The 21,315-nt window shown below is 65.2% G+C and carries 15 protein-coding genes; 12 read left to right on the plus strand and 3 right to left on the minus strand.

The window, feature by feature from the left end; all coding sequences use genetic code 11:
• A partial coding sequence (locus tag K1X74_07180) for an alpha-2-macroglobulin (GenBank protein ID MBX7166116.1) occupies nucleotides 1-2,546 on the plus strand: 2,546 nt, incomplete at its 5' end.
• A 57-nt stretch (nucleotides 2,547-2,603) separates the two neighbouring features.
• Complete coding sequence (locus K1X74_07185) at nucleotides 2,604-3,911, plus strand: DUF1559 domain-containing protein (GenBank protein MBX7166117.1); 1,308 nt, start codon at nucleotides 2,604-2,606, stop codon at nucleotides 3,909-3,911.
• A 92-nt stretch (nucleotides 3,912-4,003) separates the two neighbouring features.
• Here K1X74_07185 and K1X74_07190 read toward each other — a convergent pair whose 3' ends face one another.
• Entirely contained in the window at nucleotides 4,004-4,621 is a 618-nt protein-coding gene (locus K1X74_07190) for a PDZ domain-containing protein (protein ID MBX7166118.1), read from the minus strand.
• A 346-nt stretch (nucleotides 4,622-4,967) separates the two neighbouring features.
• Between K1X74_07190 and K1X74_07195 the strand changes: the two genes are divergently transcribed.
• Nucleotides 4,968-5,822, plus strand: coding sequence for a class I SAM-dependent methyltransferase (locus K1X74_07195; protein ID MBX7166119.1), 855 nt, complete (start codon nucleotides 4,968-4,970; stop codon nucleotides 5,820-5,822).
• A 97-nt stretch (nucleotides 5,823-5,919) separates the two neighbouring features.
• On the opposite strand, the gene K1X74_07200 is transcribed toward K1X74_07195, so the two are convergent.
• Nucleotides 5,920-6,285 carry a hypothetical protein gene (locus tag K1X74_07200; GenBank protein MBX7166120.1) on the minus strand — a complete coding sequence of 122 codons (366 nt, stop codon included), beginning with the start codon at nucleotides 6,283-6,285 and terminating at the stop codon, nucleotides 5,920-5,922.
• A gap of 210 nt (nucleotides 6,286-6,495) precedes the next feature.
• Here K1X74_07200 and K1X74_07205 point away from each other — a divergent pair, with 210 nt between their 5' ends.
• The 4 genes from K1X74_07205 (at nucleotide 6,496) to K1X74_07220 (ending at nucleotide 12,543) form a co-directional block, all read left to right on the plus strand.
• On the plus strand, nucleotides 6,496-9,987 hold the full coding sequence (locus tag K1X74_07205; GenBank protein ID MBX7166121.1) for a HEAT repeat domain-containing protein: 3,492 nt from the start codon (nucleotides 6,496-6,498) through the stop codon (nucleotides 9,985-9,987).
• Between the two features lie 138 nt (nucleotides 9,988-10,125).
• The gene (locus K1X74_07210; protein MBX7166122.1) at nucleotides 10,126-10,917 is read left to right on the plus strand and encodes a DUF1559 domain-containing protein; all 792 of its coding nucleotides are present in this window, start codon (nucleotides 10,126-10,128) and stop codon (nucleotides 10,915-10,917) included.
• Between the two features lie 222 nt (nucleotides 10,918-11,139).
• A complete protein-coding gene (locus K1X74_07215; protein ID MBX7166123.1) occupies nucleotides 11,140-11,808 on the plus strand; it encodes a PEP-CTERM sorting domain-containing protein in 669 nt (222 codons plus the stop codon).
• Nucleotides 11,809-12,108: 300 nt separating this feature from the next.
• Nucleotides 12,109-12,543 carry a response regulator gene (locus K1X74_07220; GenBank protein MBX7166124.1) on the plus strand — a complete coding sequence of 145 codons (435 nt, stop codon included), beginning with the start codon at nucleotides 12,109-12,111 and terminating at the stop codon, nucleotides 12,541-12,543.
• 19 nt (nucleotides 12,544-12,562) lie between these two features.
• On the opposite strand, the gene ftsH is transcribed toward K1X74_07220, so the two are convergent.
• Entirely contained in the window at nucleotides 12,563-14,683 is a 2,121-nt protein-coding gene (gene ftsH / locus K1X74_07225; protein MBX7166125.1) for an ATP-dependent zinc metalloprotease FtsH, read from the minus strand.
• Between the two features lie 357 nt (nucleotides 14,684-15,040).
• On the opposite strand from ftsH, the gene dxr reads away from it, so the two are divergent.
• From dxr to lpxI, 5 genes are all read left to right on the plus strand, one after another.
• Complete coding sequence (gene dxr, locus K1X74_07230; GenBank protein ID MBX7166126.1) at nucleotides 15,041-16,201, plus strand: 1-deoxy-D-xylulose-5-phosphate reductoisomerase; 1,161 nt, start codon at nucleotides 15,041-15,043, stop codon at nucleotides 16,199-16,201.
• Nucleotides 16,186-18,303, plus strand: coding sequence for a site-2 protease family protein (locus K1X74_07235; protein ID MBX7166127.1), 2,118 nt, complete (start codon nucleotides 16,186-16,188; stop codon nucleotides 18,301-18,303). Before dxr ends, K1X74_07235 begins: the two co-directional genes overlap by 16 nt.
• On the plus strand, nucleotides 18,303-19,058 hold the full coding sequence (locus K1X74_07240; protein MBX7166128.1) for an HAD family hydrolase: 756 nt from the start codon (nucleotides 18,303-18,305) through the stop codon (nucleotides 19,056-19,058). The genes K1X74_07235 and K1X74_07240 overlap by 1 nt, the downstream gene beginning before the upstream one ends.
• Nucleotides 19,059-19,196: 138 nt before the next feature.
• Nucleotides 19,197-20,303 carry a UDP-3-O-(3-hydroxymyristoyl)glucosamine N-acyltransferase gene (gene lpxD / locus K1X74_07245; protein MBX7166129.1) on the plus strand — a complete coding sequence of 369 codons (1,107 nt, stop codon included), beginning with the start codon at nucleotides 19,197-19,199 and terminating at the stop codon, nucleotides 20,301-20,303.
• A gap of 70 nt (nucleotides 20,304-20,373) precedes the next feature.
• Nucleotides 20,374-21,279, plus strand: coding sequence for a UDP-2,3-diacylglucosamine diphosphatase LpxI (gene lpxI, locus K1X74_07250; GenBank protein ID MBX7166130.1), 906 nt, complete (start codon nucleotides 20,374-20,376; stop codon nucleotides 21,277-21,279).
• Nucleotides 21,280-21,315 lie beyond the last annotated feature (36 nt).

Raw genomic sequence — 21,315 nt, forward strand, 5'->3', positions numbered from 1 at the left:
TGGGCATGATGTACGGCAACCTGGTGCCCAAGGACGCGGTGCCGATGCAAAACCTGGGCATGTTCGGCGAAACGGTCGTCGATGAGCTCATGGTGCGGCGCGTGGGCCGCGGTGCCGGGGCGATGGCCGCCGCCGTGCCGATGGCGGCGCCAGCGCCCGAGGCCGCGGCTCTCGAAGGCGCGCCGGCCGGCGCCATGGCGCTACAGAAGAGCGCGGCGGCCGATCGCGCGGTCGAGTTGGTGCAACCGACCGTGCGCAAGGAGTTTGCCGACACGGCCTACTGGGCCGCGGATCTGAAGCCCGACGCCCAGGGAATCGTCAACGTTTCGCTGAAGATGCCCGAGAACCTGACGACCTGGCGGATTCGCGCCTGGACGATGGGCCCCGGCACGCAGGTGGGCGAGGCGTCGTCCGAGGTCCGGACGCGCAAGAACCTGATCGTCCGGCTGCAGGCCCCGCGGTTCTTTGTCGAGCGCGACGAAGTCGTCCTCTCGGCCAACGTGCACAACTACCTGGCCGGCGAAAAGTCGGTGCAAGTGGCGCTCGAACTCGACGGGCCGGCGCTGGCGGCGCTCGACGAGTCGACCCGGACGGTCACGATTCCAGCCGGTGGCGAAGCGCGCGTCGATTGGCGCGTAAAGGCCGTGGCCGAAGGCGAGGCCGTCGTGCGCATGAAAGCACTCAGCGATGAGGAGTCGGACGCCGTCGAGCAGCGGTTCCCCGTCAAGGTGCATGGCATGCTCAAGACCGAGTCGGTCGCCGGCGCCCTGCGTCCCGACGACGAGCAGGCCCGGCTGACGATCAACATCCCGGCCGAGCGCCGGCCGGAGCTGTCGCGGCTCGAACTGCGCTATTCGCCGAGCCTGGCCTATGCGATGGTCGACGCGCTGCCGTACCTGGCCGAGTATCCCTACGGCTGCACCGAGCAGACGCTCAACCGGTTCGTGCCGGCCGTGATCACGGCCAACGTCCTGCGAAAGCTGGGGCTCGATCTGGCCGCGATCGAGAACAAACGCGTCAATCTCAACGCGCAGGAAATCGGCGATCCGGCCGAGCGCGCCCGGCGCTGGAAGCACTGGGAGCGCAATCCGGTGTTCGAAGAGGCGACCTTGAACGACATGGTCGCCGAGGGAGTCAAGCGGCTCACCGAGATGCAGTTGTCCGACGGCGGCTGGGGCTGGTTCTCCGGGTGGGGCGAATCGTCCGGACCCCACACCACGGCGACGGTCGTGCATGGCTTGCAAGTGGCCCAGGGCAATGGCCTGGCGCTCGTGCCGGGCGTGCTGGAAAACGGCGTCGAGTGGCTCAAGCGCTATCAGGCCGAACAAGTGCAGATGCTCACGAACGCGGCCACGAAGACCGAACCCTACAAGACGTTGGCCGACGAGATCGACGCCTTGGTCTACATGGTGCTGGCTGATGCCGACGTGGCCGACGCCGCGATGCGCGAGTTTATCTACCGCGATCGCCAGCACCTGTCCGTCTATAGCAAGGCGATGTTCGCGCTGGCCCTGCACAAGCAGCAACAGCGCGAGCAGCTCGAGATGCTGGTGCGCAACATCGAGCAATTCGTGGTCGAGGACGATGAAAACCAGACTGCCTGGCTGCGCCTGCCGGAGGGCAACGCCTGGTGGAACTGGTACGGCAGCGAATACGAATCGCAGGCCTATTACCTGAAGCTCTTGGCCAAGGTCGATCCGCAAGGCCGGCGCGCGTCGCGCGTGGCCAAATACCTGATCAACAATCGCCGCCACGGCACGTGGTGGAACTCGACCCGCGATACGGCCCTGTGCATCGAGGCGCTGGCCGAATTCATCCAGGCCAGCGGCGAGGGCCGGCCCGAGATGACCGTCGAACTCTGGGTCGACGGCCGCCAGCAACGGGCCGTCGAAATCACGCCGGCCAACCTGTTCCAGTTCGACAACGTGCTGGTTCTCGAGGGCGACGCCCTGACGACCGGCCAGCACACGATCGAGATTCGCAAGCGCGGGCGCGGACCGTTGTACTACAACGCCTACACGACCAACTTCACGCTCGAGGAGTTCATCACGGCGGCCGGACTGGAAGTCAAAGTCCAGCGCAAGCTGTACCGCCTGGTGCCCGAGGAAGCGACGGCCACCGTCGCGGGCAGCCGCGGGCAGGTGGTGGCGCAGCGCGTCGAAAAATATCGCCGCGAAGAGCTTACGAGTCCCGGCCAGTTGACCAGCGGCGACCTCGTCGAGGTCGAGCTGGTGATCGACAGCAAGAACGACTACGAGTATGTGATCTTCGAAGACCTCAAGGCGGCGGGCTGCGAGCCGGTCGAGCTGCTCAGCGGCTACGTCGGCCACGGTTTGGGCGCCTACCAGGAACTGCGCGACGATCGAGCCAGTTTCTTCGTCCGCTTCCTGCCGCGCGGAACCCACAGCCTGACCTACCGGTTGCGAGCCGAGGTACCGGGGCAGTTTAGCGCGCTACCGGCCCGTGCCTGGGCGATGTATGCCCCGGAACTGAAGGGAAATTCAGACGAGGCGAAGCTGTCGATCGCCGATCGTGAAGAACCCTAAGACCAGGTCGGACATTCGCTTGCCAGTCCGTTGGAAGCGGATTGGAATAGAGATCGAATGCCGTCGCATGCGCAAACACCCCCCCGTCGCCCGAACGTGAGCCCGCGCCGGACAACCGGCGCAGATTCGCCGCGTGGCGCTTTCACGTTAATCGAGCTGTTGGTGGTCATCGCCATCGTGGCGATCCTGCTGGCCCTGCTGCTGCCCGCCGTGGGTGCAGCCCGGGGCGCGGCACAGCGGATGCAATGCGCCAACCACCTCAAGCAGTTGGGCTTGGCGCTGCACAACTACAACACCGCGACCGGCTCGTTTCCCAGCGGCGTCACCTACGGTGCCTACGACAACCCTCCCGACTTTGCCCACGGCAAGCTGGGCCGGCTGGCGCCCTATCAAACGGGCTTCTCGGCGCTGCTGCCCTACGTGGAGCAAAACTTGCGGTCGGGCGGGACCTATCAGGCCAACCAGCCCTGGTTCCGGCAGTCGTCGGCCTATGCCTCGCACGTCGTACCGGTGCTCGAATGCCCCAGCAATGGGGGCAAATCGAACCCGGTGACGACGCGTTATTTGAATACCTTTCTGGCCAAGCTGAACTCGGCGCTGCCCGAGCCGCTGTCGATCGGCGATGCTTTTGCGACGACCGACTACCTGCTCTCCAAGGGTATCAACGACGCCTGGTGCCCCGCGGCGGGGGCCATCGCCGATTGGGACTCGCTGAGCGCCACCAGCGGGCTGGCCGGATACGCCGTGACCGAACGCGGAATGTTCGACATTTCCTTCCCGGTCGAGTCGGCCAACCACGGGGCGAGCTTTGCCTGCCGGACCAACATGATTCACGACGGGCTGAGCTACACCTTTGCCATGGGCGAAGGTGCGCAAGGGCCCCGCTGGCAAATCTGCACGCGAGGCGTCGGCGTGCTGAAGACGCCGTGCCAGCCGTTGTGCTGGAAAGGCACCGGCCTGCCAGGCACGTGCACCACGGCCAACAGCCAGTCGCTGCCCGCGTGGCAATTCTGGATGATGAGCCCCAATTTGAGCGACGCGCAAACGCGCGGGCTGTACCTGGCGAGCATTTTTGGCTGCACGCTCGACAAGTTGAACACCAATCCGGTGACTCACACGGTGATCAACACCAATCTGACGGCGCTAGTGAATTGCCGCGCCAGTGAAGACTGGGACGGGTCCGGGCCGGCGCTGGGCGGCGGCGCACACCGCACGAGTGGTTTCCGCAGCGATCACGCCGGAGGCGGACACTTCCTGTTTGCCGATGGCACGGTCCGCTTCGTGCAGGACAACATCGACCTCGACACCTACCGGGCGTTATCGACCATTCAGGGTAACGAATTACCGTTGACGACTGCCCCTTGATCGCCACCCCGGGGTGCAGCGCTCGGCGCAAAAAAAAAAAACCAGCACGGGCCGCTGGCCCGTGCTGGTGGTGCTTTGGTTGTTGCGCGTCTTTAGTAAGGCTGCCGCGCTGCCCAGCGGACAGCCATGCGGCCGGTACGCACGTCGAGCACGAGCAGTTCGAAGTCGGAGTCTTGACCGGCCAGCACGCGCTGCACGCACGACGGACCGTAAACCTGGTCGCCGTTGATGCGGACGATGATGTCGCCCGGTTCGACGCCGGCGCGATAGGCAGCGCCCCAAGGCTGCACGTCGATGACCTGGATACCGTAGCCCGAGAGCCGGACGCCACGCAGGCCCAAGATCGGCTCGTAGAACGTCGCCGGCACGACCGGGGTCGGCACATAGTGCGGCTGCGGAACCAGGTAGGGCGTCGGTTGCGTGACCACGTAATGCGGTTGCTGCGGAACGACGTAGCGCGTCACGCTCGGCGAGGTCGGCGTGCCGTAATGGTAGCTGTACGACTCATTCTTTTTCTGGCCGCGGCGCGAACGATATCGGGCTGCCTGGGCGCTTTCGACCTGCGCGCTCAACCGCTGCAGCGAAGGCGCAAAACCCTTCGGCGCAAAGCCGTCGCCCGCCAGGGACTGAGCGGCGGGGCTCAACAGGCCAGCGACAAACACGCAACGCAACGCACGATTGGACCAACGATTTGCGATTCCGGCGAACATGGGTGCACTCCTGGGCAGGATTGGTGAATCGACAGCCGCCAGCCAGATTCGTTTGGGCCCGGCGAGTTGTCTGCGATTCTGACACCCTTCAATGCGTCCGTCGTGCCGGCTTGTTACACCCAACCAGGACAGATTTCGCAATTCATTCATTCAAAAGGGCTTACGAGAATTCTTCAAGCATGACAAGTGCATAATTGATGCATCTACCAGGGTCAATTGAAGTCAATTAAGCTCATCAATTCGTCAATCTGACGTCACCTCCGCCAACTGAGGGTGATGAGAAACAAAGACCGAATCCGTACGCTTTTGAGGAGATGGATCGACCCGCCTCGAGGAGCGCTTCGCGATGCCCAAGCTGCGTCCGTTTTACGAAGACGTTCAGGCCCATTACGACCTGTCCGACGACTTTTACCGCCTCTTTCTTGATCCCTCGATGACCTACAGTTGCGCTTACTTCGAGCGCGACGACATGACCTTGGCCGAGGCGCAGCGCGCGAAAGTCGACCTCTCGCTTTCGAAATGCAATCTCCGGCCAGGGCTACGGCTGTTAGACGTGGGCTGCGGCTGGGGAGCTACCGTCCGGCGCGCGGCCGAGAAATATGGCGTGCACGCGATCGGCTTGACCTTGAGCGTGAATCAGCACGCCCATGCCAAGCAACTGGCCGCCGACCAGCCGTTGGCCGAATATCGGTTGCAAGGCTGGGAGGAATTCGACGAACCCGTCGACCGGGTCGTCAGCATCGGCGCCTTCGAGCATTTCCGCGTGGAGCGTTACGAGGAATTCTTTGCCCGTTGCCGCCGGTTGCTGCCGGCCGACGGTTGCATGATGATTCACTCGATCGTGCATGGGACGGACGAAACCCGTTTGCCCGACGAGCCGGAATGGTCGGCCGAGCTGATCGACTACATGCGATTCATCAAGTATCACATCTTTCCCGGCGGCCAGGTCCCCGCGCGCGAAGCGATCATCAATTCTGCCCGGGGGCAGGGCTTCGAGCTGACCCGGTTGCAATCGCTGCAATTGCACTATGCCCGGACGCTGACCTGCTGGGCGCAAAACCTTGCGGCAAACGAGTCGCAGGCCGTGGCGCTCACCTCGCGCGAGGTGTTCGACCGCTACATGCGCTACCTGACGCAATCGGCCCATTACTTCCGCACCGGCCACATCGACGTCTGCCAGTTCAGTCTGCAGAAGCGGTAGCCCTCCGCTGACGAACTCAACGGGCCGCCAGCCCGCGCGCAGATGCGCGATCTCTGGAAGGCGGCCTCGAGCGCTTGGCTGCGAGCCGCGCGGGTCTTCAGCGCAGCTCCCACCAGTAATACACGTCGGGCACGAACTGCGTGTGCACGCTGACGCCGCCGGCGCCGCCGTGCGACTCGAGCGTGGTGGCGATCAGCCAGCCGCCGGGCACCTTCGCGCGAAAGGCCCGCGGCTCGTCGCCTGAGCTGGGCAAAGCCTCCCAGTCGAAGCCCTTGCACACGGGAAAGGCCGGCGCCGGTGCCTGAATGCTGTAGTGATCGCCCCGCAAACGTTCTTCGGCTACGGCCTTGCCGGCCATCGAGGGCAAAGGCCGAATCGAACCCTGGTGCAGGGCATGGCCCACGTAGAACAGTCCCGCGACCAGGGCCAAGAGTAAGACGCGATTGTTGCAGAAGCCACGCATGGAAGTGATGCCTCAAGAGGTGAGACGCTCGACGAGCACGTCCGCTCCTTTCCATGCTGGTTAGAGCCGGCCCGCGCGCCTATGCGCCGCGAATCGCCGCGGGGTGGTCGGAGGGTGGGAATGTAGCGGAATTTCCGCCGTTGCGGCCGCGGGAGTATCATGGCGGCCGCGCCTACCGAGCCCCCGCTTCCGCACGAGCCCCCGCTTCCTATGACCCGCCTCGCCCTGCGTCTTGCCATCGTCCTGCTGGTTCTGGTGCACGCGGTCGCCGGCGCACGCGCGCAGCAAGCGGCCGAAGCGGAGCTTCAATCGCTCAAGATCGATCCGGCGCTCGACGTCGATTTGTTCGCCGCCGAACCGCTGGTCGTGAATCCCGCGGCCATCGACGTCGACACGCAAGGCCGCGTCTGGGTCGCCGAGATCAAGTACTACCGCCGCTTTGCCGATCGGCCGCCGGCCGACACGATCAAGGTGCTCGAAGACACCGACGGCGACGGCCGCGCCGATCGCAGCACCGTGTTTGCCGAGGGCGTGTACTGCCCGATGAGCATCTGCGTCGCCTGGCCCAAGGTCTATGTGGCTACGAGCCCCGATCTGTGGGTGTATGAAGACCGCAACAACGACCTCAAGGCCGACGGTCCACCGCAAAAACTGCTCACCGGCTTCGGCGGCTACAACCACGATCATGGCGCGCACAGCCTGGTGCTGGGCCCCGACCATAAATGGTGGATGTCGCACGGCGACGGCGGCTTCAATGTCCAGGGGACCGACGGCACGCGGGTCCGATATCGCTGGGGCGCCGTCTTGCGCGGCGAGTTGGACGGCCGCCAGCTCGAGCTCGTGGCTGTCAACTTCCGCAATCCGTACGAGGTTTGCGTCAGCTCGTTCGGCGAGGCCTATCTCAGCGACAACGACAACGACGGCAATTTCAGCACGCGGATCTGCTGGATCCTCGATCGAGGCGACTACGGCTGGTTCGGTGCGCCGCCCGCCAAGGTCGATCCCAGCATCCCGTTTGCCGAAGGCTGGCACTTTCGGGCCCACATGCCGGGCTATGTGCCCGCGACCCTCGTGACTGGCTTCGGTTCGCCGTGCGGCATCTGCTACTACGAGGGCGATGCCCTGGGCCCCGACTATCGCGACGCGCCACTGCACGCCGATGCCGGGCCGCGCGAGGTGCGCGTCTATCGCCACACGCCGGCCGGTTTTGGTCAGCGGGCCGCGAGCCGCACGTTTCTGACCAGCGAAGGCGACGACTACTTCCGCCCCGACGACGTCTGTACCGCGCCCGACGGCTCAGTCTACGTTTCCGACTGGTACGACGGCGGCGTCGGCGGTCATGCCTACAACAATCCGGATCAAGGCCGGATCTTTGTCGTGCGGCCGCGCGGCAAGTCGCTGGCCCGCCGCGAACAGCCGGGGCCCTATGCGTCCGTGGCCGATGCCGTTGTGGCCCTGGCGAGCCCCAACCTGGCGACCCAGTTCTTGGCGCGGGAACGGCTCTTGGCCGAACCACAAACGAGCGTCCCGGCGCTGCTCGAGTTGATCGCCAACCAGCGCGAATCGCGCCCGGACGTCGCGGCGCGCGCCCTGTGGGTGCTCGACCGCATCGGGGGCGAGGCCCGTTCCGCCGTCACCGCGGAGCTGCATCACGACGATGCCCGATACCGCGCATTGGCGGTGCGTATCTTGCGCCGGCACGGCTCCGCAGCGGCCGCGGAAATACTGGCCTTGGCCGACGATCCCGACCCGGCCGTGCGCCGCGAGGTGCTGCTGGCCTTGCCGGGAATCCCCGAGCCGCGCGCCTTCGAGGTACTCGTCCGCCGCGCGCAGGCCTACTCGGGCAACGACCGTTACGAACTCGAAACGCTGAACATTGCCGCCGGTGAGCGGAAGACCGACTTGTTCAACGTGTTGGCCCGTCATGCGCCGCGCACCGCCGGCACGATCCAGTTGCTCCAGGTGCTCGATCCCCAGCAAGCAGCCTCGTTGCTGGCCGCCGGCCTGGCCGACGAATCGACTTCGCTCGAATCGCGTCGCGAGATGGTGCACGCGCTGTGTCTTTGCTCGAGCCTCGAGGCCGGCAAGACGCTGCTGAGCTTCGTGGCGAACAAGGCCGCCGACGCCACGCTGCGCAACGAGGCCCTCGAACGACTGACCGCGAACCTGCAGGCCTCTTGGAGAGAGTTGACCGCCGATGATTCGCTCGCCCAGAGCCTGGCGGTGGCGATCCAGCATCCCGAAACGCGGCTGGCGGCGCTGCAACTCATCGCGCAATACGGCATCCAGGGCCTGAGCGATCCCGTCGTGGCCCTGGCTACCGACGCGACACTACCGCCGGGGACGCGCGTGGCGGCAATCGCGGCGCTGGCGGCGCTGCGCTCGCCGGAGGCCGAGAAAGTGCTCGCCCCGCTGTTGAACGACAGCGTGCCCGACGTGCAACAGGCGGCGCTGGCGGCGCTCGTCCAACTGCAGTCGTGGGCCACGATTCGCCAGGTGCTCACGGCTCCGGAAACCGGTGAGTTGGCGCGGCAGGCCGTGACCATGGCCATGCAGAATTCGCCCGGGGCGCTGGTGCTCCTGCGACTGATCGACGAGCAGAAGCTGGCCGATCCGTTACGCGATCTGGCCGTGTCGGCGGCGCGGCAGCACGCCGATACCAACGTGCGCGTGTTATTCGAACGGTTCTTGCCACCGGGCGAACGTCCGCAACGCTTGGGCAGCGCGATCCGCCCGGCGGAGATCCTCGACCTGGACGGCGATGCGGCGCGCGGACAGCAGATCTTTGCCAGCGAGACCGCACAATGCCGGAGATGTCACGTGGTGGGCGGTCTCGGCGGCGATCTCGGGCCGGACCTCAGCCAGATCGGCCGCAAGTACGAACGGGCAGCACTGCTGGAAACGATTCTCGATCCGTCGAAGGCCATCGCGCCGGAATACGTGCCCTATTTGGTCGAGACCGACTCGGGACAAGTCTACGTCGGGTTCGTCGTCGAGCGGACCGACGAGCGATTGGTACTGAAAGATGCCGAGGGCAAGCTGCTGCACCTGCCCACGGCCGAGGTGACGGCCATCGAGCCGCAGCCGAAATCCTTGATGCCCGAGCTGGTGCTGCGCGATATTACGGCGCAAGACGCGGCCGATCTCTTGGCGTATCTCGTGTCGCTGCGCAACGGTCTCGCGCAGGTAGCGCGGTTCCGCTATGCCGGCCCCTTCGAGGGGCGCGAGGCAGACGCCCTGGATCGGCCGCAAGCTCCCGAGGAGCACCCCGAGACGCTCGACAGCGCCGCAACCTTTGCCGGATTGAAAAAAACGCCGGTCCGCTGGGAAACGATCGCCGCCGGATTGGTGACGACCGGCCAGGCGACTTTTCCCGTCGTCGACCTGGCAGCGCGGATGAAGGACCGCGGTCAACGCCAGGCCGGTACGGTGCATTACCTGGCCGTCTACCTGGACAGCGCCAGCGATCAGGATGCGACCCTGCTGCTGGGCACCGACGACGGCTGCAAGGCATGGCTCAACGGCCGGGAGATTCATCGCGTTGCGGCCCACCGCGCGGTGGTTTATGGCCAGGACCGGGTCGCGGTCCGCCTGCAGTCGGGTCGCAACTTGCTGTTGATTAAGGTGGTTAATGTCGATGGCCCCTGCGGCGCCACGGCGGCGATCGAAAGCCCGGGGCTGGTGCAGGTCCGGGCCGATTGACGTCGCAACAGGGCACCCGGGTTGCACTGCGGCATTTTGCCGCGACTTGCGCCACGTGGAATTGACCCGGCACGCGGCGCTAGTAAATTAGTCGCCAGACGAGGAACGAGCCGTCATAGCTATGGATTGACGGCCGTTATGACTGCTGCGGGTCAGCCCTACAATTTTCAAGCGCGCGGTGGATCTCGCCGCACGTATTTACTGTTGCGCCGCCACGGGCTGACGCTCATCGAGCTGCTGATCGTCGTGGCGATCATCGGCGTGGTCCTGGCCATGCTGTTCCCTGCGGTACAAATGGTTCGCGCCCAGGCGTCGGCCACCGAGTGCGTGAACAACATGCGGCAATTGGGCCTCGCCCTGCAGCAATTCACCGACAAGCACAACGGCGAATTCCCCAAGAGCGTACACGCCGGTACAGAGAACTCCTGGGTCTACACGCTGGCCCCGTTCCTGGAAAACGTCGACCAGGTGCGAATTTGCCCGAACGATCCGACTGGTCCCACGCGGTTGGAGCACAAAGGCACCAGCTACCCGATGTCGAGCTACATCTGCATGGACATCGAGGGGGCCATCCACAACGTCAACCACATGCGGCCACTCTCGGAGACGCTGGTCGCGATGGAAGGCAGCGAGCAACGCGATCCGACGAGCGTCACGTTCGATCACGTCCACCCGCACGACTGGTTCTTGCAGAAAAACATCGACAAGCACCGCGTGTGGATCAAGTTGATCGCCGAGGTGGCGCCCGATCGCCACTGGTCGGCCGGCAAGCCGGACCGGAGTGACGGCACTTCACATCTGCTGTTCGCCGATGCGCACGTCGAAGCGCGCCAGGCGAACGTGCTCAAGGGCCTGGCAGACGACGGGGTGAATTTTGCCCTGCCGCCGCGCAAGGTCCGCCTGACGGGAGGGCTGCCAGTGACGCATTAGGGCGGGCCGCTTGACGGTCGTCTTCACCGACGGACCGTCCTCCGCGCCGCCGCCGTGGTCTCCGTTGATCACGGGCCTGATCGTCGTCCTGGAAGCGATCGCGACCTCCGCGTCTCTTCAGCCTGCCCGGTTGGTGCAGCGCCTTGCGCTGCCCCGCATGTCTGGGTTCGGCGCGGGACTAAACCCCTTTGCTTTTGACACCCTTGGTGAGAACAGACTCCTATGCGTTATTTGATTACCGTGTTGATGGTCGCCGCGTCGTGCGCGATGGTGAGCCGCGCTGCGGCACATGGCGTGCCCATCATGGTCACCGCCGATGCCAACAAGAACATCCTGACCGACGCGTCAGTTTACGAGAGCGACTTCAACCTGGTGGGCGGTACGTTGATTCTGGCGACCTTGCCGGGCATCGAGATTCCCACGCCGGGATCCGGCTTTCCGGCAGGCACCGATCTCAACATCGTCGCGAAACATAAGCTGCTGTACTTCAATGGCACCGACGTCGTATCGAGCAGTTCGACGCTCGAAGTCGAAAACGTCGACGGCGACACGTTGGACGTGACCAACGCGACGGGCGTGTCGGCGCCGTTGTTCTGGGGCCATTACAGCGGCGCCGCAGGCTGGCACCAGCACAGCGACTATCTGCTGTCGCCGGTGCCGTCGCCAGCGGGCCTGTACGGCCTGGTGTTCTGCATCGAGGCCGACGGCTACACGCCTTCGGACCCGATCTTGATCGCCTTCAACTATGGCCTGTCGCACAGCGCCGCGCACGAGGGGATCGAGGCCTTTGAGCGGATCCTGAACCCCGTGCCGGAGCCGTCGAGCGTCGTGCTGCTGGCGACCGGGGCGCTGGGCCTGGCCTTCGCCGTACGTCGCAAACTGCGCCGCTAAAAGTGTTTCCCGCGTCGTTCGACCACCCCGGGGGAGGGCTCCACCCCGGGGTTTTTCGTTGGCCACCTATGCCTGCCGAAATGGCAGTACCTTGCAGGAAATCGCCGCACGAGATTCACCCCAAAATACCCAGTCTGACTTTTCTGAGATCCGGTCGGCAAGCTATAAGTAGATAGGGTACGAGCAGTTAGGCGCTGCGCAGCGTTTGCGGCGTCCGATGGGAAGCTGATTGGTACTCAAGTTGCTCCGCGCTGGAAAAGCGCTGTCTTGCACCTGCGGTTTCTTCATGAGACCCGACTCATGATTGCCGAAACACCCAACATCCTGATCACCGACGACGACGCGGGCTTGCGCGAGACGCTGCGCGGCCTGCTCGAGCAGCGCGGCTTCCGCACGTTGGCGGCGGCCGACGGCCAAGAAGCGCTCGAGATCGTCAAGCAGCGCGACGTGCACCTGCTGCTGTTGGACATGCACATGCCGCGGCTGTCGGGGCTGGAGACGATTCGCCGCGTACGCCAATTCAAGGCGCTGTTGCCTTGCATCCTGATGTCGGCCGAGGCCGACGAGCAGGTCGTGCGCGAGGCGATCCAACTGCAGACGCTGTTTGTGCTGCGCAAGCCGCTCAATCAGCAAACCGTCACCTCGACCGTGCGCCTGGCGTTTCGCCAGGTGTACAACTGGCCCGACGCCAATTCCGGGCCGCCACTGGCCGGGCTGTTGCCCCGCACTTCCTGACACTTGGCGCGGCGCCGGTTCACGCTTCGGCGCCGGCCGCACCCGCGTCGGGCTTCGCCTCGACGATTCCGCCCGGTCGCTTGCGCTCGCTAAGCGTGCCGGGCACGACCAAGGGGCTCGCGCTCGTGGCCTCGATGATCGCCTTGAGCTCCACGGCGTCGATCACTTCCTTTTCGATCAGCCGCGCCGCCATGGCGTGCAGCGATTGTTGCCGAGCATCGAGAATGTGCCGCACCTTGTCGAGTGCCTCGTTGATGATCCGCTTGATCTCCTGGTCGATCTCGCGGGCCGTCTCCTCGCTGTGGCTGCGCTCGCGCGGCAGCTCGCCGCCGCCGGCCAGGAAAGGCGACCGGCCGCTTTCGCGGAAACTCACTCGGCCCAACCGGCTCATGCCGTAGTCCATCACCATGCTACGGGCCAGCTCGCTGGCGCGCTCCAGGTCGTTTTGTGCTCCGGTCGAGACGTCGTTGAAGATCAACTCTTCCGACATCGTCCCGGCCAGTAGTACCAGGATGCGGCTTTCCAATTCGGCCTGCGTCAGCAGATAGCGGTCTTCCTCGGGCCGCTGCATGACGTAGCCCAGGGCCCCCAGGCCGCGCGGGATGATCGAGACCTTGTGCACTGGATCGGTGTTGGGCAGCGAATACGCGACCAGGGCATGGCCGCTTTCGTGATAGGCGACGCGCTGCTTTTCCTCGAGATGCATCACGCGCTGCTTCTTTTCGAGACCGGCCGTGACGCGTTCGACGCCTTCGTTGAACTCGTCCATACCGACGGCCGTCTTGCCCTTACGGGCCGCCAGCAGCGCGGCCTCGTTGACCAGGTTGGCCAGGTCGGCGCCGACGAAACCCGAGGTGATGCGGGCCACGTCCTTCAGATCGACGTCCTCGCCGAGCTTGACGTTTTGCACGTGCACGTCGAGGATCCGCTCGCGGCCGCGGACGTCGGGGCGATCGACCAGCACGTGGCGGTCGAACCGGCCCGGTCGCAGCAACGCCGGATCGAGCGTCTCGGGCCGGTTGGTCGCGGCCAGCACGATCACGCCGCTGTTCGAGTCGAAACCGTCCATCTCGACGAGCATCGCATTGAGCGTCTGCTCGCGCTCGTCGTGACCGCCGACAATACTCGAACCGCGCGTCTTGCCCAGTGCGTCGAGCTCGTCGATGAAGATGATGCAGGGCGCCTTCGCCTCGGCTTGCTGAAACGTATCGCGCACGCGGGCCGCGCCGACGCCGACGAACATCTCGACAAAATCGGAGCCCGAGAGGCTGAAGAACGGCACGCCGGCCTCGCCGGCGATGGCCTTGGCCAAGAGCGTCTTGCCCGTTCCGGGCGGTCCCACCAAGAGCACGCCCTTGGGAATGCGCCCGCCCAGGACCTGGTATTTTTCGGGGTTGCGCAGGAATTCGACGACTTCGCGCAGCTCCTCGACGGCCTCGTCGATGCCGGCCACGTCGTCGAACGTCACGCCGATGTCCTCTTGCGCGTACATCTTGCCCCGGCTGCGGGCAAAGGCCATCGGCGATCCGGCCCCGCCCATCCGCCGCAACATGAGGAACACCCCGAGAAACAGCAGCAGCGTCAGCCCCAGCGTGAAAACGTAATAGCTCCAAGGGCCCTCGGCCTGCTCGGCGCTGAACTTCTTGAATTGATGTTCCTTGAGCGCGCGGAGCAGATAGCCGCCGTCGTCCTCGAAACCCTTGCGATAGGTGACGAAGCGTACGCCCGCGTCTTTCTTTTGTTCCTGATCGCTGAAGGTGCGGGAACCTTCGCGCAGCACCCGACGATCGACCTTGCCGGTGATCTCGTACTTGTCGATCAGCAAGTCGGCGTCGCTGAGGTTCGAGTATTCGACGACGCGGGGGGATTTTTCGGTCCCCTCGGTGACGTCGATCTTGCGCCGCGCTCCGTCCGAACCGGCCCCGGGCGGCTCGGGTTCCTGGGGCGCGCCCTGCTCGATCAGGGCAATCAAGTCGCCGTAGCTGAGCTCGACCTGGGGCTTTTTCGTCAACAGGCTGACCAGCACGACGGTCAACAGCCCGACGCCGACCAGATACCAGACGACGTTGTTGCCAAGCTGAGGCGACTTCTTGTTGTCGCCAGGCTTGCGGAGGGCATCCTTGTCGATTTTTTTGCTCATAAGACGCTATCAGATGATCCTGAAAGGGGCTCGGGCCACAGCCGATCGCGGCGACTTGGGCCGGAAACCCTGGCCCGGCGGCAACGCAAGCCTAACTCATCGTAGGGGCCTTGACCTCCGCGAACAACGCCGCAACGGGGGTGTGTCCTGGGCTTAAGTCCGCTTGGGTTGTGTGGTTGAAGCGCAGACGCCTAGAATGCCGCTGGCACCGTCCCGGGGCCATCCAAGGCGTCGGGCAGCGGGCCCCCGATTGAACCTGGTCCCCCCGCAAGTCCGTAATGACGTGTGAATTGCGGATCTCCGCAGGCCAGGGATACGGTGCCCGCTCATCACGGCTCGTCAGCGAATCTCTCCATTATGAATAGCGCGACGCGAGTGGCCGTGTTGGGTTCGACGGGATCGATCGGGCGCAACACGCTGGCGGTCATCGAGGCCTCGGTCGGACGGCTGACCGCCGTGGGACTCTCGGCCCATCGTCGCCAGGAGGAGCTCGCTCAACAGGCACAGCGCGTGCGACCCGAGTGGGTGGTCGCAACCGAGCCCGGCGCGGGCACGGCCGAACTGACGCGGCAACTGCCGGCCGGCACCGAGCTGCTCATCGGCCCGGACGCCCTGGCCGAAGCCGTGCGGCGGCCGACGGTCGATGTGGTCGTGGCGGCCATCGTAGGGGCCGCGGGCCTGTACGGCACCTGGGCCGCGCTCGAAGCCGGTAAGCGCATTGCCCTGGCCAACAAAGAGACGCTGGTCATGGCCGGCCCGCTGGTCATGGACCTGGCCCGGCGGCGAGGCGCGGAAATTATTCCCGTCGACAGCGAACACAGCGCCGTGTTCCAGGCCTTGCAAGCCGGCCGGCGCGACGAAGTGCGACGCGTCGTGCTGACGGCCAGCGGCGGGCCGTTTCGCGACTGGACGCGCGAGCAGATGGCCGCGGCCACGGTGGCCGACGCCTTACAGCACCCGACCTGGGACATGGGCCGCAAGATCACCATCGATTCGGCCACGATGATGAACAAGGCCTTGGAGATCATCGAGGCCCGGTGGTTGTTCGACCTGGCGCCCGAGCAGATCGGCGTGGTGATTCACCCGCAATCGTTCGTCCACTCGATGGTCGAGTACATCGACGGCTCGGTCGTGGCGCAGCTCAGTCCGCCCGACATGAAGCTGCCGATTCAGTATGCGCTGTACTATCCCGAGCGGCGCGAAGGCGTGGCCGAGCGGGTCGATTGGACGCAGCCGCAGCGGCTCGAATTCCTGCCGCCCGATTTCGAGCGGTTTCCAGCTTTGGCGCTGGGGCTCGAAGCGGCCCGGGCCGGCGGCACGACTGGCTGCGTGCTGAATGCCGCGAACGAAGCGGCGGTCGAGGGGTTCTTGAACGGCGAGCTGGCCTTCGATGAAATCGTGCCGGCTTGCCGCAGCGTGTTGGACCAACATACGTTCGATCCGCAGCCTACGCTTGACGAGTTGTTGAAGCTCGATCGCTGGGCTCGTCAGGAGGTTGCCAAGTGGGTTTGTGCCTGATTGCGACGGTTGACGCCGCGTTTGTGCTGGCCGCGCTGCAAATCGCCGTCGGTCTGGGTTTGGTGATTTTCGTGCACGAGTTGGGCCATTTCGCCGTCGCGAAATGGTGCGGCGTGAAGTGCGAGAAATTCTACTTGGGCTTCGACATCTGGGGTCTGCGGCTGGCGCGGTTTCGCTGGGGCGAAACCGAATACGGCATCGGCATCCTGCCCCTGGGCGGCTATGTGAAGATGCTCGGGCAGGAAGACAACCCGGCCCGCGTGGCCGAAGAGATCGAGCGCGCCAAGTCGACCGGCGTCATGCAACAGGACTCCGACACGACGTCGCTGGTCGGCATCCAAGCCGACGGCACGCCGATCTACGACCCGCGCAGCTACCTGGCCAAGAGCGTCCCGCAACGCATGGCGATCATCTCGGCGGGCGTGATCATGAACGTGATCTTCGCCTTCGGCCTGGCCATGTGTGCCTACGCTTGGGGCGTGAACCTCGAGCCCTGCCTGATCGGCGGTACGGTTCCCGGGGGCCCGGCCTGGGCCCAGAACCTGCAATCGGGAGACGAGATTCTCAAGCTGGGCAACATCGAGCGCCCCTTCTACCGCGACATCCAAAGCGGTGTCGCGCTGGGCGACGTCTCCGACGGCATTCAGATGGTTGTCAAGCGTTACGGCACAGGACAGGTCGATACGCTCAAGGTCGTACCGTTGCAGGGGCCGGTGCCGATGATCGGCATGCTCTCGCAAAACACGCTCAAGGTGATCGTGCCCGAACAGGAAGCGGCCGATGCCGAGCCGATCGGCGCACAGACGGAGCCGCCCTTGGTCAGCGGCGATGAGATCACGGCCGTCGAGGGGCAGCCGGTCAAGTCTCTGGCCGACGTGAGCCGGATCTTTGCGGCGCGGCCGGATGATTCGTTGCGTCTGACTATCGCGCGGACTCCCGGCGTACAAGACAACCACGGCCGGTTGACCCTGGGCGAGATCGTTTCCCACTGGTTCCGCAAACCACAGCCGCAAGCCGCGCCCGAAACACTCGAAGTGGCGCTCGCGCCGCGGCCGATACGCAACGTCGGCCTGATCATGGAGCTGGGGCCGATCGTCGAGATTCAAGCCGATTCGCCGGCCGCGAAGATCGGGCTGCGGCCAGGCGATCTGTTGACGGCGATCAACGATGAGTCGCCGGGCGACCCGCTGACCTTGGGCGATCGGCTGCGCCGCCGCGCCGGCGAAAAGGTCAAGCTCACGATTCAGCGTGCCGGCGAAGCAGAGCCGCTCGTTTTTACCGACGTCGAGCTGCGGCCGGTGACCGAGCTGTTTCAGAATCATATGACGTTTCCGATGCGCCAGCCGGTGGCCATTTCCGCGCTGGGATTGGCCTACGAAGTCCACAATCGCGTGGTCGACGTGGTGCCCGACAGCCCCGCCGCCAAGGCCGGCGTGCCGGCCGGCGCAGTCATCGCCAAAGTCGAGTTCAAGCTGCCGAAAGCCACGTCGGAAAGTTCGCGCGAGCCGCTCGAGCTGGGCGACAAAAGGCTCGTGTATCCGGGCGTCTTTCAGATGCTGCAAGATCTGCCCAAGGACAGCAGCCTGGTCCTCTACACGGCCGACAACCAGAAGTACGAGCTGGCGCCCGTCGAGGTGCCCGGCTGGCACAACCCGGACCGCGATTTGTTTACGCGGCCGATCATGGTCACCGTCGTCGCTCGCAGCGTCGGCGAAGCGTTCAGCCTGGCGGCGACCGAAACCAAGTATGCCTTGCTGCAGGTCTACCGCTTCCTCGGCAAGCTGGGCACGCAGATCGACATTCGCATGCTCGGCGGGCCCATCACGATCGTCAAGGTGGCCAAGCAATCGGCCGACAAGGGCCTGACCGACTTCCTGCTGTTCTTGACGATGCTCAGCGCGAACCTGGCGGTGATCAATTTCCTGCCGATCCCGATCCTCGACGGCGGGCACATGGTGTTTCTGGCACTGGAATGGATCCGCGGCAAGCCGGTGGGCGAGAACATCGTGCTCGCCTTTCACTACGCCGGATTCTTGTTCATCGTCAGCCTGATGCTGTTCGTCTTCGGGCTCGATCTGGGTCTGTTCAGCCGGGGGCTGTAATGGCGCCTGTTGAGCCGGGCGACGCGCGGGCCGGCGATGTGCTGCGCGTCGCGGCCGTGCTGTTCGATGCCGTCGGCACGTTGATTCGCCCCCGGCCTTCGGTGGCCGAGGCCTACGCCGCCGCCGCGCAGCGCTGGGACCTGCAGGTCGATCCGGCCACCGTCCTGGCGCGGTTTCGCCGGGCCTTCGACGCCGAAGAGGACATCGACCGCCTGGCGGGCGACGGCGCCACGAGCGAATTGCGCGAACGCCGCCGCTGGCAGTCGATCGTCGCGGCCGTGTTTCCCGACGCTGCCGATCCGACGGCGCTGTTCGCCCAACTTTGGGATCACTTTGCCCGACCCGAACATTGGGTGCTCGATCCTGACGTGGCGCCGCTGTTCGCGCGTTTACGTGCGGCGGGGTTGATCGTCGGCGTGGCGTCGAACTTCGACGAACGGCTCCTGGCGCTCGTTCGAGCCTGGCCGGCCACGGCCGAGGTGCCCGTGTTCGTGTCGTCGCAGCTCGGCAAACGCAAGCCGCATCGGGGCTTCTATGCATCGATCGCCCAACAGCTAGCACTGCCGGCGCAACGGCTGTTGATGGTGGGCGACGACTGGGAAAACGACGTGCAAGGGGCCCAAGCGGCGGGCTGGCGGGCCGTGTATTTGCGACGGCCCGATCGCGGTGCCGCCGCGGTTTACCAGCCCAGCCAGACGACGGAGAGGTGCGTCACGAGCCTGGCCGCCTTGGCCGATCTGCTCGCCTGCACGTAGCGCCCCTGGGTCCGCAGGCTGCCGTCTGCCGACCAGTGCTCTTGTGTGTCCGCTTGGCCCGCCGCTACAGTTCGCCGCACGACGGACGCAAGATGCGTCTGCCCTTCGCTCCCGGTTGGCGGAAAGGAAGCCCGGCTCATGGCGGAGCAACTTGGCGAACTGGCGCTGCGCGTCGGTGGCAAGCTGACGGGCGATGCGCAATTGTCGATCACCGGGGCAGCCACACTCGATGAGGCCGTCGCGGGCCAGATCACGCTGGTCGATCATGCCGACAAGGCCCGTCGTCTGGCCGACACGGCAGCCGCGGCGGCCATTGTTCCGCGCGGCGTGAGCGCCGCCGGCAAACCGACCATCGAAGTCGACGACCCGCACCAGGCGTTTATCACGTTACTACAGCTTTTCCGGCCGGCGCGCAGCAGCCGCCGCGTGGGCATCTCGCGCCAGGCCAACATCGATTCGTCGGCGCACATCGACGCCACGGCCGAGATTCACCCTGGCGCGTCGATCGGGGCCGACGTCGAAATCGGTCCCAGAACAATCATTCATAGTGGCGCGTGCGTGATGGACGGTTGCCGCATCGCGGCCGACGTCATCGTCTTTCCGAACGCCGTGCTCTATCCCGAAACGATCGTCGGCCCACGGGTCGTCTTGCACGCGGGCGTGATCGTCGGCGGACATGGCTTTGGCTATGCCCAGGTCGCCGGGCGCCACGAGCCGGCCGCACAATTGGGCCATGTGCGTATCGAGTCCGACGTCGAGATCGGTCCGAATTCGACCGTCGATCGGGGTACTTACGGCGCCACGGTGATCGGCGAAGGTACGAAGATCGACAACCAGGTGCAGATCGCCCACAACTGCCGCATCGGCCGCCACAACCTGATCTGCGCGCAGGTCGGCATCGCAGGCAGCACGAGCACGGGCGATTATGTTGTGATTGCCGGGCAGGTTGGCGTCCGCGATCACGTGCACATCGGCGATCGAGCGATCATCAGCGCCATGGCCGGCATCACCAATCATGTGCCCGCGGGCGCTATCATGATGGGCATCCCGGCCACGCCGATTCGCGATCAAAAGGTGCTGCAAGCCACGCTTTCGAAATTGCCCGAGATGCGCAAAGACTTGAAGGCCCTGTCACGCCGAGTGGAACAACTCGTGGGCCAGGCGAGCACCGCGATGCCGCCCGAATGGCTCGACGAATCGGCCACCACCGAGCCGGATCGCTCGGCCCGCAATCACGCCGCCTGAGGCCACTCGACCTTGCGCCATGGCTAATCGCGATCGTCCGAACGCTGCACGCGGGATAGCCACCGGTTCCATGCAACCTGGGCCCGTGCGAAGCAAAGAGCGGATCGGCCTGGTAGCCGGCTGGGGGCGCTATCCGCTCGTCATGGCCGACGCCCTGCGCGACCGCGGCTATGAAGTCATCACCCTGGGCGTCAAAGATCACTGCGATCCGGCGCTGGCCGCGCACTGCACCGAGTTCGGCTGGGTTGGGCTCGGGCGATTGGGCGCGGCGATTCGCTTCTTTCGTCGCCACGGCGTTACCCGCGCCACGATGGCCGGCAAGATTCACAAGGTCCGGCTGTACCAGCCTTGGGCCCTGATCAAACACCTGCCCGACCTGCGCACCGTGCGGCGGTTCTACCCGCATTTTCTTTCCCTCAAGCGCGATCGCAAGGACGACACCTTGCTGCAGGCCGTGGTCGACGAGTTTGCCACGGGCGGCATTACGTTTTGTCCGGCCACCGATTTCGCACCGGAGTTACTCGTGAAACTGGGTCAACTGACACGACTTGGTCCGACGAAGGCCCAACGCGCCGATATCGAGTTCGGGTGGCGCGTGGCCAAGGCCGTCGGTGGTCTCGACATCGGCCAGAGCGTCGCCGTGAAAGGCCGTGCGACCCTGGCGGTCGAGGCAATCGAAGGCACGGACCTGTGCATCCAGCGGGCCGGTTCGCTGTGTCCGGCCGGCGGCTTCACCGTGGTCAAGGTCGCCAAGCCGCGCCAGGACATGCGCTTCGACGTCCCGACGATCGGCCTCGGCACCCTGCAGACCATGGCCGCGGCCGGCGGCAGCGTGCTGGCGATCGAAGCCGGCCGCACGATCCTGCTCGATGAGGCCGAAGTCTTGCAATTCGCTGACGCGCAGCGCATTGCCGTGGTCGCCCTGGCGGCCGACGGCCAGTTCGACGCGTACGATTCGCATGCGGCTTGCGCTTGATTCATCACCGGGACTCGGGCGGCGAACTCGCTGGCC

The sequence above is a fragment of the Pirellulales bacterium genome, assembly GCA_019694435.1.
GTDB lineage: Bacteria > Planctomycetota > Planctomycetia > Pirellulales > JAEUIK01 > JAIBBZ01.